Source organism: Trinickia sp. LjRoot230, from assembly GCF_964253315.1.
Lineage (GTDB): Bacteria > Pseudomonadota > Gammaproteobacteria > Burkholderiales > Burkholderiaceae > Trinickia.
In genome coordinates this window covers 539,930-553,903 of record NZ_CAXUQX020000002.1, presented here as the reverse complement: position 1 = coordinate 553,903, position 13,974 = coordinate 539,930, and the positions used below count along the sequence as shown (strand labels likewise).

Genomic DNA, 13,974 nt, shown 5'->3' with positions numbered 1-13,974 from the left:
TCCGCCTCGCGCCAGTTCGAAAGGGCTCGTGCCTGGGATGCTAGCCAATTTCGTGCCGCGTCGCCCCGTTAGCTTGGGCGCTTTCTCCGTGTGACGTTGCCGTTGCCATTGCCGTTACTGTACCCGACGAGGCAATCGCCTCGAGCGGCTGCCCTTTCGTTTCGATACCGAGCGCGGCTACCGCAATGGCCGCTACGACGAATGAAAGCGCGCCAAGCGTAAAGACCCCGCTTTGCCCAAATATGGGCAGCACGACGCCGACGACATAAGGCCCAATCAGCGACCCGACGCGGCCAATGGCAGACGCGAACCCCGACCCCGTGGCACGCGCCCCCGTTCCATAGAGCTCGGGCGTATAGGTATAAAGCGCGGCCCACATGCCGAAGAGAAAAAATTGCATCGCGAAACCGGCGCCGATGACAAGCGCGATATCTGCCTGGTACAACAGCGCTTGCCCGTAGAGATAGGCCATGGCGGCACCGCCGACAAGCGAGGCGACGCACGTCGGTTTGCGGCCCCATCGCTCGACGAGCCATGCCGCGCAAAGAAAGCCGGGAATACCGGCGCTTGAAATCAACACGGTATAAAGCACCGATTTCGTGACCGTAATGCCGCTTTGCTGCATCAGCGCGCCAAGCCACGAAGTTAATCCGTAAAAGCCAAGTAGCGCAAAGAACCACAGCGTCCAGACCATGATGGTGCGACGACGATAGATGCCGCTCCAGATTTCATTGAACGCACCGCGCGCGTGACGCTGAGCCAATGGCGCGATAACAGTGGACGGCGTTGGCAGCACAGCGAGGCCGCTTGCGCGCAGCACCTTCGCTTCGATTTGCGCGAGCACCTCTTCTGCACGCGCAGCATGCCCGCGATGCTCGAGCCACCGTGGCGATTCGGGCACGATGCGCCGCACGACGAGCACGAAAACCGCGGGAATGGCAAGCAGTGCGAAGACAGTGCGCCAGCCGAAATGCGGCAGAACAAAATAAGAAACGATGCCGGCGCTGATGAAACCGAGGGGCCAAAAGCCATCCATTAATGCAATCAGGCGACCGCGCGAGGCGGTCGGTACAAACTCCGACAGCAGCGCTTGCGCGACAGGAAATTCCATCCCCATGCCGATGCCGAGAATCACCCGATAGGCGATCAACGTATTCACATCGTGGGCCGTCGAGCACAGATACGATGCAACGCCCCAGAGCACCATGCTCCACTGAAACACCGGGCGCCGACCAAAGCGGTCCGCGAGCAGCCCGGCAACAGCCGCGCCGAGCACCATGCCAAAAAAGCTGGCACTGGCGACGAGTCCGGCCATCGCACTGGAAAGACCGAACTCCTGTTTGATCGAACCAAGCACGAACGTCATCGTGCCGAGATCGACCGAATCGAAGAAAAACGCCAGCGCGATGACGATAAACAACGTTCGGTGATAGCGCGAGAACGGCAGGCGCTCGAGCCGCGCGGCGGCACAAACGCGGGTGGGCGTCGGGTTGGCGACGGTCGGCATGGCAGGCTCCGAGTAGGAAGAAGCCGCCATGTCGGCGGCATCACTCAGTAAATGCGGCCATTAATGTGCGCCATAGAAGAAATGCGGCATCGGCATGGAACGAGGGCGCCATGCGATGCTGTGGCGGAACAGGCAAGCTCCTGCAACGCTCTGCAATCATCCGCATCAGAGCGCAGCGTGTGCTGCCGAAACAGGTGATGATGCAGCATCGCTCGCCCCCGTATGCCGAGCCGGCGCTCCATTTGCCACGTAATAGGGCGCATCGGCGCGTGGCAGCGCGCGTCGCCCGCGGATTTCATCGGCGATTTTTTCGGCAAGCATGATGGTGGGTGCGTTGAGGTTGCCGGTTGTAATGAGCGGCATGATCGACGCGTCCACCACACGCAATGCCTCGATGCCGTGCACGCGCCCTTGTCCATCGACGACGGCCATCCCGTCATATCCCATCGGGCACGAACAGGATGGATGGAAGGCCGTTTCAGCGCGTGCGCGGACGTATGCGTCGAGTTCCTTATCGCTTTTTACGTCGACGCCGGGGCTCAGTTCTCGTCCGCGATAACGATCGAGTGCAGGTTGCGAAATGATTTCACGCGTGATGCGGATGGCGTCGCGGAACTCGCGCCAATCCAGCGGCTCCGCCATATAGTTGAACAGAATGCTCGGGTGAGCGCGCGGGTCGCGCGAGCGCAACTTGACGCGGCCGCGGCTCGGTGAGCGCATCGATCCGACGTGCGCCTGAAAGCCGTGCATGTCGATCGCATTCGATCCGTTGTAGTTGATGGCGATCGGCAGAAAGTGATATTGAATGTTCGGCCAAAGGTCGTCATCGCGCGTGCGGATGAACCCGCCGGCTTCGAAATGATTGCTTGCGCCAAGGCCCGTTCCGTTGAAGAGCCATTCAGCACCGATGGCCGGTTGGTTGTACCACTTCAGCGCGGGGTAAAGCGATACCGGTTCTTTGCATTCGTACTGCATGTACATCTCGAGATGGTCTTGCAGATTGCGGCCCACACCAGGCAAATCGAGCACGATCGGAATTTGCAACTCGCGCAGCCACTCGCCCGGGCCGACGCCTGAGCGTTGCAAGACCTGAGGCGATGCAATAGCGCCTGCGCATAGCAGCACTTCGCGCCGCGCGTGTGCGCTTGCCTGCGCATTGCCATGCAGATAAGCGACACCGATGGCACGTTTGCCGGAGAACAAAATGCGATCGGTTTGCGCGTGCGTGACGATGGTGAGATTGGGGCGCCCCTTTGCCTGATCGAGATAGCCGCGTGCTGTGCTCGCGCGTCTGCCGTGCGGCGTCACGGTGCGATCCATCGGGCCGAAACCTTCCTGGCGATAACCGTTGAGATCGTCGGTACGTGGGTAGCCGGCCTGCACGCCCGCTTCGACCATTGCGCCAAAGAGCGGATTGTTGCCGGGTTTGCTCGTTGTCACATGCACGGGGCCTTCGCCGCCGTGATAACTATTCGGGCCGATGTCGCGCGTTTCCGCTTTCTTGAAGTAGGGCAGGCAATCGAGGTAGGACCAGTTTTCGAGGCCTTTGATCTGCGCCCAGCCGTCGTAATCGAGCGCATTGCCGCGGATATAGCACATACCGTTGATCAGCGACGATCCGCCAAGACCTTTACCGCGCCCGCACTCCATCCGGCGATGGTTCATATGCGGCTCGGGCTCGGTTTCATAGGCCCAGTTATAGCGGCGGCCTTGCAGTGGATAAGCGAGGGCGGCCGGCATTTGCGTGCGGAAGTCGAAGCGGTAATCGGGGCCGCCTGCTTCGAGCAGCAACACCGTCACATCGGCATCTTCTGTCAGGCGCGTGGCGAGCACGTTGCCGGCAGACCCCGCGCCGATCACGATGTAGTCGAATTCGCTGGCATTCATGAACTTCCCCTTCGCCTTCAGAACGCGGGCCGAAACGGGCCGAGCTCAACTTGTATCGATTTGATCTGCGTGTAGTGTTCGAGTGTCGTGATGCCGTTTTCACGGCCGATGCCCGATTGCTTATAACCGCCGACCGGCATCTGCGCGGGCGATTCGCCCCAGGTGTTGATCCAGCAGATTCCCGCTTCGAGGCGATGAATCGTGCGATGTGCGCGCGACAGATTTTCGGTGACGACGCCGGCGGCGAGCCCGTACTGCGTGGCATTGGCACGCGCGATCACCTCCGCTTCGTCATCGAAATCGAGCAAGCACATGACCGGGCCGAAGATCTCTTCGCGCACGATACGCATGTCGTCGCGGCAATCGGCGAAGACAGTCGGCGCAACGTATTGGCCTTGTGCGTAATGACCATCGACAAGACGCATCCCGCCCGCAACCAGCCGCGCGCCGTCACGGCGTCCGCTTTCGATATAGCCCAGCACCTTGTCGAGTTGTGCCGCGCTGGCAAGCGGCCCGAAGTTCGTTTGAGGATCGGACGGTTTGCCGATTCGGATCCGTGAAACACGCTCGGCGACGAGTGCTTCGAATTTGGCCTTCACGGAGCGGTGAACGAATACGCGCGTGCCGTTCGTGCAGACTTGCCCGGCGCTGAAGAAATTCGCGGTTACCGCAATATCGGCAGCGCGGTCGAGATCGGCATCGTCGAAAACGATCAGCGGCGATTTGCCGCCGAGCTCCATCGTCACTTCTTTCAGCGAAGAGGCCCCGGCAAGCGACATCACTTTCTTGCCCGTTTCGACGCCACCCGTAAACGACACCTTGGCGATGCCGGCATGCGCGGCAATAAGCGCGCCGACGCTGCCGTCGCCCTGTACGACGTTGAATACGCCAGGCGGCACGCCGGCTTCGGTATAGATTTCGGCCAGCTTCAATGCGGACAGCGGCGTCACCTCGCTTGGCTTGAAGATCATTGCGTTGCCGGCCGCCAGTGCCGGCGCCGATTTCCAACAGGCGATCTGGATCGGGTAGTTCCATGCGCCGATGCCCGCGCACACACCGAGCGGCTCGCGCCGTGTGTAGACAAAAGCATCGTCGCGCAGTGGAATCTGCCGACCCTCCAACGCAGGTGCCAAGCCGGCGTAATACTCGATGACATCGGCACCGGTGACGATGTCGACGCTGAGCGTTTCGGCAATGGGTTTGCCTGTGTCCCGCATTTCGAGCGTGGCGAGTTCGTCATTGTGCTCACGCAGCAGCGCGACGGCGCGGTGCAGGATACGCGAGCGCGCAATGGCGCCGAGCGAGGCCCACGCATGCTGCGCTTCGCGCGCCGATGCGACTGCGCGATCGATATCGGCGGCGTTTGCCTGCTGTACGGTCGCGAGTCGCTCGCCAGTGGCGGGATCGTACGTCTCGAAAGTCGTGCCCGCGGTTGCATCGACATAGCCGCCGCCGATATAGAGACGCTGCAACCCGTAGGCCGAGGACATGGACATCGAAAATCTCCAGCAGGCAATGTTGCAAAGGCCTTAAAGATAGGCGTTTTGCGCTTGGCGTTCAATCGATAAGGGACGCATCGGCCAGCGTATGTCGGGTTCCGGCAAACGTGTGTCGCGTTTTGTAGGATCGCGTTTGGGCATCGCGGGCTACCCTGAAATCCTGTGGCGCAGGTTCCAACAACCGAGACATGGAGACGAAAGCGATGAGCAGCAACCGAGGTGTCGTTTATTTGGGGCAGGGTAACGTCGAAGTCCAGTCGATCGATTACCCGAAGATGGTGGATCCGCGCGGACGATCGATTCAGCACGGCGTCATTCTGAAAGTGGTCAGTACGAATATTTGCGGCTCCGATCAGCACATGGTGCGCGGCCGAACGACCGCACCGGTTGGCCTCGTACTGGGCCATGAAATTACTGGCGAGGTCATTGAAGTCGGCTCCGATGTGGAGACGCTGGCAATCGGGGACCTCGTATCCGTCCCGTTCAACGTGGCTTGCGGCCGTTGCCCGATGTGCAAGGCGCAGCACACGGGGGTATGCCTCAATGTCAATGCTTCGCGCGCGGGCGGTGCTTACGGCTATGTCGATATGGGCGGCTGGATCGGCGGGCAAGCGGAATATGTGCTCGTGCCCTATGCCGACTTCAATCTGCTGAAGTTTCCCGATCGCGATCAGGCACTGGCCAAGATTCGCGATCTCACTTGCCTCTCGGACATCTTGCCGACCGGCTATCACGGTGCCGTCACGGCAGGCGTCAAACCGGGCTCGACGGTCTACATTGCCGGGGCGGGCCCCGTTGGCATGGCCGCTGCGGCGTCGGCGCGTTTGCTTGGTGCCGCTTGCACGATCGTCGGTGACATGAACGCAGAGCGGCTCGCGCACGCAAAAGAGATGGGCTTCGAGACGGTTGATCTATCGCTCGATGCAACGCTTGGTGAGCAGATCGAGCAGCTTCTCGGGAAGCCCGAGGTCGATTGCGCCGTTGATTGCGTGGGTTTCGAGGCGCATGGGCACGGCAGCGCGCACGGCCAGGAGGCACCCGCTGCCGTGCTGAATTCGCTGATGGAAATCACGCGTGCCGCGGGCGCGATCGGCATCCCGGGGTTGTACGTGACTGACGACCCCGGCTCCGCCGACGCCGCGGCCCGTCGAGGGAGTCTGAGCTTGCGCCTTGGCCTGGGTTGGGCAAAGTCGCATTCGTTCCACACCGGACAAACGCCGGTCATGAAGTACAACCACAATTTGATGCAGGCGATTTTGTGGGACCGTTTGCCGATTGCGAAGATCGTCAACGTCACGGTGATTTCGCTCGATGAGGCGCCCGAAGGCTATCGCAAGTTCGATGGTGGCGCACCGCGCAAATTCGTGATCGATCCGCACGGGTTGTTGAAGGCAGCTTGAGAAGGCAACGCGGGCGCAGGGCTTACCAGCCCAGCGCCTGCGCGAGCCGGGAGAGGGAAACATCGATCTCGTCAGCTTCGATGCAACCGAACCCGAACGCGATGCCGGCTGCTGCACGCGTGTCCGATTCGAACAGAAAATCGCTTACCGGCTGCGCACCCGCTGCAAATCGCCTGACGTGTGGCAGCAAACGCGATGCGTCGTTGCGACGCCGATATCGCGCGCAAAGATGAATACCCGCCTGAGCCGGAATCGCATCGAACCAGTCACCCAAGCGCAGTTGCAGCGCGTCGAGCATCGCCTCGCGCCGCGCGGCATAATGCTTGCGCATCGAACGGACGTGCCGCGCGAGATGCCCATCGAGGATGAATCGCGCCAGCGTCTCGTGCAATTGCACGTTGCCGGCCGCATCGGCGCAGCGCTTGGCCCAGGCCAGCGCATCGCAGGCCCATGGCGGCGCGACGAGGTAGCCGATCCGCAATGACGGGAACAGACTCTTCGAAAAAGTTCCGACATAAACGACGCTTCCATCGCGATCGAGCGTTTGCAATGCATCGAGCGGTTGTGCGCCGTAGCGAAACTCGCCGTCGTAATCATCTTCGATGATGACGGCGCCGTGTGTGCGTGCGAAATTCAGCAGTGCTAAACGTCGCTGCATCGACATCACCACGCCGGTCGGAAACTGATGCGATGGCGTGACGTACACCACCCGTACGTCGAGCGGTAGTCGTTCGACGATCATGCCTTCCTCGTCGACCGGTATCGCCACCAGTTGAGCACCCGCTGCAAGCATCGCAGCTCGCAACGGCGGATAACCTGGGTCTTCCACCGCAACCTTGGTACGCCCGCTCGTTACCAGAATGCGCGCGAGCAGATCGAACGCTTGCTGCGCGCCGGATGTCACCACGATATCGTCCGCGCTGCAGACCACCGCGCGCGCGTACGCGATATGCTGCGCAATCGCGGCGCGCAGTAATGGCGGGCCTTCCGCACTTGGATAGTCGAACGCGGACGCACCACTTAATCGCGAAGTTTGTCCGAGAAGGCGCCGCCAGACTGTCAGCGGCAGATGTCGATGGTCTGGTACGCCGAGCTGGAAGCCGCCTTTTGCCGTGCTGACTTCGATGCTGCGCGATGCCCCCGGCGCACGTTGATGCCAATCGGGCGCGAGCCGCGAGGCCTGACGCACAGTGGCTTTGCGGCTCGGGGTTTGCCGCATTTGCCCGACATCGGCTACTACCGCTTTGGCACCCGCGCGCGTGATCAGATAACCCTCGGCCATCAATAGATCGTAAGCGGCGACAACCGTATTGCGCGACACGCCGTAGGCCGATGCCACGCGCCGCGTAGCGGGCAACGATACACCGGCGGCAATGCGTCGTTCCAGAATGGCCGACCGCAGTTGTTGATGCAACCGTTGAACGAGTGTTTCATGCCCCGCTCGTTCGAGATGCACGGCAAATTCAAAAACTGGTTCTATAGGCATATCTATAACTGGATCATTCTCAGGGCCAGTTTAACGTTAAATTATTTTCCATGGCATGCGCTGGCATGCAGTCGAGACAGGAGAATTCAAATGACCGAAGTCGACATCGCCGCGCGTGTGCCGCGCATCGATTTTTTGCCTGCTCACGTCACCATCGGTGCCGATACCCGTTGGATCGAAGAATCGCCCGTCAAATGGTGGACACCGTTGCGATTCTTCTCCGACGGCGGCGGGTTTGTAGAACTGATGCGGATGAGCCCCGGTGCGCTGATGCCGTTGCATCGTCACACCGGCGAAATTCACGCATTCAACCTGAGTGGCGAACGCTTGCTTTCATCGGGCGAGCGCATTGGCCCGGGCGATTACGTATTCGAACCGCCCGGCAATGTCGACTGGTGGAAGGTAATCGGCGAAGTGCCGATGACGGTGCTCGTTGTCGTCAAAGGCACGGTGGAGTTCCTCAATGCCGACGGCACTGTGCGCGCACGTGTGAATGCATTGACGCAGCTCGATGCATATCGCCGGTACTGCGAGCAAAACGGCGTGCCGGTCCGCGATCTGTTGGATTGAAGCCGTGCTTTGCTTTTAGCCGCGCTTTTCGCGTGCAAGTTGCTCTCGATAGAGCGCCATCTCTTCGTCCATCGCGCGGGCCACGGCAGGGCGCGCGGTGACACGCTCGAAATACGCGCTGACGGCCGGCCACTGGGCGAGATCGACATCGCAGTAGCGCGCCCAATTAAGCACTACGGCCAGATACGCGTCGGCCACGCTGAAATCGTCTAACAACCAATCTTGCGACGCGAAGTGTGCCTGCAGAACACCGAGCCGTGCGGGCACTTTCTCGCGCGCATAACGCTTGACGTCGGCACCCGCATTCTGATCGAGCAATGGCGTGAATAGCGCTTGATGCAGTTCCGTGCTGATGAAGCCGAGCCATTGATGTAGCCGCGCCCTTGGCAAACCGGATGTGGGTGCCAGCCGTGCCGCCGGCAGCGCGTCGGCCACGTAGGGCAGGATCGCCGTATTTTCGGTTAGCAACTGGCCGTCGTCCGTGCGTAGTACGGGCACCATTCCAATTGGATTGACGGCGAGAAAATCCTCGCCGTCGCGCAGCAGCTTGCGCTTGGTATCCACTTGTAGATAGCGCGCTTCATAGCCTGCCTCGTAAAACACGATTCGCGTTGCGAGCGAGCAAGCCAACGGAGAAAAGTAAAGGTCCATGTCCCACCTCCTCAGTGATTGTTTTTGTACTATATTGGACACAATTGAATCGAGTCAATTATTTTATTCGATATGGTACAAAAAGACGTTGTGAAAGAGCCGAAACCCAAGCGTGCGCGGGGGCGGCCACGTGCGTACGACGTCGACGAGGCGCTCGCTCGTGCGCGCGATGCCTTCTGGGAGAGCGGGTATAGCGGCACGACACTCGACGAACTTAGCGCGGCGACGAGCATGAACCGCCCGAGCCTTTACGGCGCATTCGGCGACAAGCACGCGCTTTATCTCGCCACATTGCATCGCTATGTGGCGCAGAGCGTGCAAACGATGGATGAAACGCTTGCAACCATGTTGCCGCTGCGCGAGACATTGCTGCGCATTTACGATCTGGCGCTATCGCTGTATTTCCGGCCGGGCGGTGCGCCGAAGGGGTGCTTCCTGGTCGGCACGGCGGCGGTCGAAGCTGTGAATGACGACGAGATCCGAGACATCCTTCGGCAGGCGCTGCTGGCGTTCGATCGGGCGTTTGAAGCGCGCTTTACGCGTGCGCGGGAAGCGGGGGAGATTGACGCGCATGCCGATCCCGCGACGTTGGCGAAGCTCGCGTCGGCCATTTTGCATACGCTTGCGTTGCGTTCGCGCGCAGGCGACAAACGGCCGTCGCTGCGTGCGACGGCCGAAGCGGGTGTAGCGATGATCTGCGGCACGTGTCCCCCGCCCGCGCCGGGGCGAAAAGGCAAGCGCAGTTGATGGATGGCGCCGGGCTAAGCTTTCGTTGTGCTTACGGTATGTGGTGGCTGCGAGGCTGCCATCCGAGTATGCGTTTGGCCTTTTCGGTGCTGACTTCGGCGTTGTCTTCGGCGATATTGAAAATGCCGGTTACCTGACGTTGCACGGCGAGCAGCGCTGCGCTCGCGGCGTCGTCCACATGCAGCGGGCTTGCACCGGCTGGTGCCATGCGGCCCGTGCGAGGGCCGTACAAGCTGCCGTAACGCAGGACGGTCGCTGTCCGCGGGGCGCTGGCATAGCCCAACACGGTTTGTTCGAGCGCTACGACACCGCGCACGGTAATGCCGCGCGGATCTTGTGCATCGAGATCGAGCGGGGCTTCTTCGATGTAGGGCTTAGGCCCCCAGCGTAAGCCCACGAGATGCTTTGCGCCACGACGTGGCGGCAACCGGCGGCGCTCGCAGCGGACATCAGATTGCGTGTGCCTTCGTCACGAATACGCGCGTTGCGCGGTACGGCATCGGCCATGCGGGCGGGGTCGAGCGCGGGCGGCAAATCGGTCAGTTGGTGCACGACGATGGCTGGCTTGATGCGCACCATCTCGCGTTCGAGCGTTTCCTTGTCGAAGACATCGACGATGACCGGTTTCGCCCCGGCGGCTTCAATTGTTGGGGCGAGTGCCGGTTTGCGAGTGGTGCCGTAGACGAGGTATCCGGCATCGATCAGCCTGGGAACCAGGGCAGTGCCGATCGCGCCTGTCGCGCCGGCAAGAAAGACGACTTCGCTCATCGATGGTCTCTCCTATCCAAGGTTCGTCGGCGGCCCACGTGCCGCCGTGACATGACGAAGCGGAATGTTACCTAATGGAGCTGGAGTGCGATCTTGGTTGGCGCGCATGTCATCTCGTGAACGTCCCAATAGCGCGTGTAATGCAATTGAATTACAATGCGGCAATTGAGCTACTAACATGGGGAACGAACATGGCTGCGACTGCATTGGTGCAAACGCGCATCGATCCCGCGCTGAAAGAGCGCGCGGCTGCGGTACTCGACAACATGGGGCTGACCGTTTCGGATGCCGTGCGCATTCTGCTGACGCGTGTCGCGAACGAAGGGGCGTTGCCGTTTGCGTTCGCTGCTGACCCTGTAGCACACGATGCCTGGTTTCGCGCGAAGGTGCGGGAGGCATTGGCAGACCCACGGCCGGCTGTTCCTGACGATGAGGTAGAGGCCCATTTCGCCAAACGTCGCGCGGCGGCACTTCGCAAAGCTGACAAGAAAGGTTGACGCATGAGGCTTGAATGGTCGGCCTTCGCGTTAGACGATCGGGACAGAATTTTTGATTACATTGAAGAAGATAGCGCGCGTGCTGCCGTTGCCGTGGATGGTCAGATCAGCACTCAAGTCCGCCAGCTAATCCAGTTTGCGGAGACGGGCCGGCCTGGGCGTATTGAGGGCACTCGCGAACTGGTTATTAGCCGAACGCCGTATATCGCAGCGTACCGCATCATCGGTGACACCGTACGCGTCCCGCGGGTGTTGCACGGTGCACGCCAATGGCCTGATGATATGTCGGACTAACGGCCTTCGATATCTAGCAGTCGTCGCGTTTCAGATGTGCAGCGCAATCGCCCCATCTAACACCGAAGGAATTGCACTGCCGGCGAGCGGCGCGACTTGCTTGCGTCGTTCGCGCGTAGGTGCCGTGCCGAACGCGTCGCGATAGCTCTTGCTGAAATGACACGCGGACTGAAAACCGCAAGCCATCGTGATATGCATGATCGACATGTCGGTCTGCAGCAGCAACTCACGGGCGCGACGCAAGCGTAACGTCAAGTAGTAATGCGTCGGCGTCATGCCGAGATGCTCGCGAAAGAGCCGCTGCAGTTGGCGTTGCGACATATTCGCAAGCCGTGCGAGTTCCTCGCGTGAGAGCGGCTCTTCGATATTGCTTTCCATCAGCGCGATGACTTCGAAAAGCGATTTGTTTGCGGAGCCGAGCCGTGCAACGAGCGGCATCCGTTGTTGTGCATTGTTGTCGCGAACGTGTTCGACGATGAACTGCTCGGCAATTTGCGTGACGCGTGCCGTACCGATGCGCGGTGCGATCAGATGCAGCATCATATCGAGCGGTGCGACGCCGCCGGTACAGGTGATGCGGTCTCGATCGACGACGAAAAGCTCCTTGAGAAAACGCGTGCGCGGAAATTCCTCTTTGAGCGCCGACATATTCTCCCAATGAATTGCGCAGGCAAAGCCATCGAGCAGGCCGGCGCGCGCAAGCGCATAGGTGCCGGTGCAGAGGCTGCCAAGCACGACGCCCGCGCGCGCGAAGCGGCGCAGTTCAACGAGATGTGCGGGCGCGGTTGCGCGCTGCACATCCACGCCACCGCAGACGAATGCGATATCGGGCTGGTGCGCGAGCGAGGCTATCGGTGCCGTTTCGACGGACAAGCCATTGCTGGCGGTCACGGGGCCACCATCGGGGCTGACGAGACTCCAGCGGTAAAGCTCCTGGCCACTCAGGTAATTCGCCATTCGCAGAACTTCGACCGCATTCGAAAACGCGATCATCGTGAAGTTCGGCAAAACCATGAACGCGAAATTCGAAAGCGACGCAGTGCGCTCGGGTGACATGGCGATTTCCTTCGAATCCGGTGTAATGCGGCCGATGGGGGAGCAACGGCACTTTTCATTCTGGCTGCCAGGGCAACATGCATGCCATACGGCCTTACCCTAATGTCCGCCGCCGCGTGGATATGCCGCCACGTCGTTGTCGCGCGGCCCAAACTTGTCCAAAACGGACGCGCGTGTCGGAAAAGGTAAAGAACGCGTCTGAATTCGTCAATCCGCCAAAAATCCGAAAGACAAGAATAGAGCCATCGCCAACGAAAGCCAGCGGCGCCCGTTTCGAGCAGGCGCCGCGCACGACTCAATACGGATACCCCATGTCGAACCCTCAGCCGTTTTTCACGCAGCCCCTCGCCGAGCGAGATGCACCCGTGCGCGGTGCGATTCTCAAGGAACTCGAGCGCCAGCAGTCACAGGTGGAGCTGATCGCATCGGAAAACATCGTGTCGCGCGCCGTCCTGGAAGCGCAGGGCTCCGTACTCACCAATAAATACGCCGAAGGGTACCCGGGCAAGCGCTATTACGGCGGCTGTGAATTCGTGGACGAAGTGGAAGCGCTCGCCATCGAGCGCGTGAAGCAGCTTTTCAATGCCGGCTACGCCAACGTTCAGCCGCACTCCGGTGCGCAGGCGAACGGCTCGGTCATGCTGGCGCTGGCCAAGCCGGGCGACACGATACTTGGGATGTCGCTCGACGCGGGCGGCCACCTGACGCATGGCGCCAAGCCCGCGTTATCGGGCAAGTGGTTCAACGCGGTGCAGTATGGCGTCGATCGAGAATCGATGCGCATCGATTACGACCGCATCGCGGCGCTGGCCGACGAACACAAGCCCAGCCTGATCATTGCCGGGTTTTCGGCCTATCCGCGTGCGCTCGATTTTGCCCGGTTTCGCGCGATTGCCGATGGCGTCGGCGCCAAGTTGATGGTCGATATGGCCCATATCGCGGGCATCATCGCGGCCGGCCGCCATCCGAACCCGGTCGACCACGCACACGTGGTGACATCGACCACGCACAAGACATTGCGTGGCCCGCGCGGCGGCTTTGTGCTGACCAATGACGAAGACATCGCGAAAAAGATCAACTCGGCTGTCTTCCCAGGCCTGCAAGGTGGGCCGTTGATGCATGTCATCGCCGGCAAGGCGGTTGCATTCGGCGAAGCGCTGCAAGACGGCTTCAAGAGCTATATCGACAATGTGCTGGCAAACGCTCAGGCGCTCGGCGCGGTGTTGACGGAGGGCGGCGTTAATCTGGTGACGGGCGGCACCGATAACCATTTACTGCTTGTCGATCTGCGTCCGAAGTCGTTGAAGGGAACGCAAGTCGAAACCGCGCTCGAACGCGCCGGCATCACTTGTAACAAGAACGGCATTCCGTTCGATACGGAAAAGCCAACGGTCACGTCGGGCGTTCGGCTCGGCACGCCGGCCGGCACCTCGCGCGGGTTTGGCGTGGCGGAGTTCCAACAGATTGGTCAGTTGATTCTCGAAGTGCTCGATGCGCTCACGCGTCATCCCGAAGGCCATGCCGAGACCGAGCAACGTGTACGCCGCGAGATTTTCGCGCTGTGCGAGCGGTTCCCGATCTATTGATTGACACGATGAGATTGTGCGCTTGA

The 13,974-nt window shown here is 60.8% G+C and carries 14 protein-coding genes; 6 read left to right on the top strand and 8 right to left on the bottom strand.

Features of this window, described 5'->3' with window-relative positions; genetic code table 11:
- Positions 1 to 40: 40 nt before the first annotated feature.
- From ACSQ20_RS21515 to betB, 3 genes are all read right to left on the bottom strand, one after another.
- Positions 41 to 1,507: an MFS transporter gene (locus ACSQ20_RS21515; RefSeq protein WP_436024019.1), complete on the bottom strand. Its 1,467-nt coding sequence runs from the start codon at positions 1,505 to 1,507 to the stop codon at positions 41 to 43.
- Positions 1,508 to 1,672: 165 nt separating this feature from the next.
- The gene (gene betA / locus ACSQ20_RS21510; RefSeq protein WP_436024017.1) at positions 1,673 to 3,394 is read right to left on the bottom strand and encodes a choline dehydrogenase; all 1,722 of its coding nucleotides are present in this window, start codon (positions 3,392 to 3,394) and stop codon (positions 1,673 to 1,675) included.
- Between the two features lie 17 nt (positions 3,395 to 3,411).
- Positions 3,412 to 4,884, bottom strand: a complete 1,473-nt coding sequence (betB, locus tag ACSQ20_RS21505; RefSeq protein ID WP_436025799.1) for a betaine-aldehyde dehydrogenase — start codon at positions 4,882 to 4,884, stop codon at positions 3,412 to 3,414.
- A gap of 212 nt (positions 4,885 to 5,096) precedes the next feature.
- On the opposite strand from betB, the gene fdhA reads away from it, so the two are divergent.
- A complete protein-coding gene (gene fdhA, locus ACSQ20_RS21500) occupies positions 5,097 to 6,293 on the top strand; it encodes a formaldehyde dehydrogenase, glutathione-independent (RefSeq protein WP_436024015.1) in 1,197 nt (398 codons plus the stop codon).
- Between the two features lie 22 nt (positions 6,294 to 6,315).
- Here the strand turns inward: fdhA and ACSQ20_RS21495 are convergent, their stop codons facing one another.
- The gene (locus ACSQ20_RS21495) at positions 6,316 to 7,749 is read right to left on the bottom strand and encodes a PLP-dependent aminotransferase family protein (protein WP_436024013.1); all 1,434 of its coding nucleotides are present in this window, start codon (positions 7,747 to 7,749) and stop codon (positions 6,316 to 6,318) included.
- Between the two features lie 120 nt (positions 7,750 to 7,869).
- On the opposite strand from ACSQ20_RS21495, the gene ACSQ20_RS21490 reads away from it, so the two are divergent.
- Positions 7,870 to 8,349 (top strand): cupin domain-containing protein, encoded by a 480-nt coding sequence (locus tag ACSQ20_RS21490; protein ID WP_436024011.1) that lies wholly within the window; start codon positions 7,870 to 7,872, stop codon positions 8,347 to 8,349.
- Positions 8,350 to 8,364: 15 nt separating this feature from the next.
- Here ACSQ20_RS21490 and ACSQ20_RS21485 read toward each other — a convergent pair whose 3' ends face one another.
- Positions 8,365 to 9,000, bottom strand: coding sequence for a glutathione binding-like protein (locus tag ACSQ20_RS21485; RefSeq protein WP_436024009.1), 636 nt, complete (start codon positions 8,998 to 9,000; stop codon positions 8,365 to 8,367).
- Between the two features lie 90 nt (positions 9,001 to 9,090).
- Here ACSQ20_RS21485 and ACSQ20_RS21480 point away from each other — a divergent pair, with 90 nt between their 5' ends.
- Positions 9,091 to 9,747: a TetR/AcrR family transcriptional regulator gene (locus tag ACSQ20_RS21480; protein ID WP_436024007.1), complete on the top strand. Its 657-nt coding sequence runs from the start codon at positions 9,091 to 9,093 to the stop codon at positions 9,745 to 9,747.
- Between the two features lie 31 nt (positions 9,748 to 9,778).
- Here the strand turns inward: ACSQ20_RS21480 and ACSQ20_RS21475 are convergent, their stop codons facing one another.
- Together ACSQ20_RS21475 and ACSQ20_RS21470 are read right to left on the bottom strand one after the other, a co-directional pair.
- Positions 9,779 to 10,063 carry a hypothetical protein gene (locus tag ACSQ20_RS21475; RefSeq protein WP_436024005.1) on the bottom strand — a complete coding sequence of 95 codons (285 nt, stop codon included), beginning with the start codon at positions 10,061 to 10,063 and terminating at the stop codon, positions 9,779 to 9,781.
- Complete coding sequence (locus ACSQ20_RS21470; RefSeq protein WP_436024003.1) at positions 10,048 to 10,515, bottom strand: NAD-dependent epimerase/dehydratase family protein; 468 nt, start codon at positions 10,513 to 10,515, stop codon at positions 10,048 to 10,050. The genes ACSQ20_RS21475 and ACSQ20_RS21470 overlap by 16 nt, the downstream gene beginning before the upstream one ends.
- Positions 10,516 to 10,706: 191 nt before the next feature.
- Between ACSQ20_RS21470 and ACSQ20_RS21465 the strand changes: the two genes are divergently transcribed.
- Both ACSQ20_RS21465 and ACSQ20_RS21460 read left to right on the top strand, forming a co-directional pair.
- Positions 10,707 to 11,012: a type II toxin-antitoxin system RelB/DinJ family antitoxin gene (locus ACSQ20_RS21465; protein ID WP_436024001.1), complete on the top strand. Its 306-nt coding sequence runs from the start codon at positions 10,707 to 10,709 to the stop codon at positions 11,010 to 11,012.
- Between the two features lie 3 nt (positions 11,013 to 11,015).
- Entirely contained in the window at positions 11,016 to 11,306 is a 291-nt protein-coding gene (locus tag ACSQ20_RS21460) for a type II toxin-antitoxin system RelE/ParE family toxin (RefSeq protein WP_436023999.1), read from the top strand.
- A 30-nt stretch (positions 11,307 to 11,336) separates the two neighbouring features.
- On the opposite strand, the gene ACSQ20_RS21455 is transcribed toward ACSQ20_RS21460, so the two are convergent.
- Positions 11,337 to 12,398 (bottom strand): GlxA family transcriptional regulator, encoded by a 1,062-nt coding sequence (locus tag ACSQ20_RS21455; RefSeq protein WP_436025797.1) that lies wholly within the window; start codon positions 12,396 to 12,398, stop codon positions 11,337 to 11,339.
- Between the two features lie 275 nt (positions 12,399 to 12,673).
- On the opposite strand from ACSQ20_RS21455, the gene ACSQ20_RS21450 reads away from it, so the two are divergent.
- Positions 12,674 to 13,948 (top strand): serine hydroxymethyltransferase, encoded by a 1,275-nt coding sequence (locus ACSQ20_RS21450; protein ID WP_436023997.1) that lies wholly within the window; start codon positions 12,674 to 12,676, stop codon positions 13,946 to 13,948.
- Positions 13,949 to 13,974: the final 26 nt, after the last annotated feature.

Coding starts and splice junctions, on each gene's coding strand:
- ACSQ20_RS21515 (WP_436024019.1), bottom strand. CDS start 1,507: ATGCCGACCGTCGCCAACCCGACGCCCACCCGCGTTTGTGCCGCCGCG.
- betA (WP_436024017.1), bottom strand. CDS start 3,394: ATGAATGCCAGCGAATTCGACTACATCGTGATCGGCGCGGGGTCTGCC.
- betB (WP_436025799.1), bottom strand. CDS start 4,884: ATGTCCTCGGCCTACGGGTTGCAGCGTCTCTATATCGGCGGCGGCTAT.
- fdhA (WP_436024015.1), top strand. CDS start 5,097: ATGAGCAGCAACCGAGGTGTCGTTTATTTGGGGCAGGGTAACGTCGAA.
- ACSQ20_RS21490 (WP_436024011.1), top strand. CDS start 7,870: ATGACCGAAGTCGACATCGCCGCGCGTGTGCCGCGCATCGATTTTTTG.
- ACSQ20_RS21485 (WP_436024009.1), bottom strand. CDS start 9,000: ATGGACCTTTACTTTTCTCCGTTGGCTTGCTCGCTCGCAACGCGAATC.
- ACSQ20_RS21470 (WP_436024003.1), bottom strand. CDS start 10,515: ATGAGCGAAGTCGTCTTTCTTGCCGGCGCGACAGGCGCGATCGGCACT.
- ACSQ20_RS21465 (WP_436024001.1), top strand. CDS start 10,707: ATGGCTGCGACTGCATTGGTGCAAACGCGCATCGATCCCGCGCTGAAA.
- ACSQ20_RS21460 (WP_436023999.1), top strand. CDS start 11,016: ATGAGGCTTGAATGGTCGGCCTTCGCGTTAGACGATCGGGACAGAATT.
- ACSQ20_RS21450 (WP_436023997.1), top strand. CDS start 12,674: ATGTCGAACCCTCAGCCGTTTTTCACGCAGCCCCTCGCCGAGCGAGAT.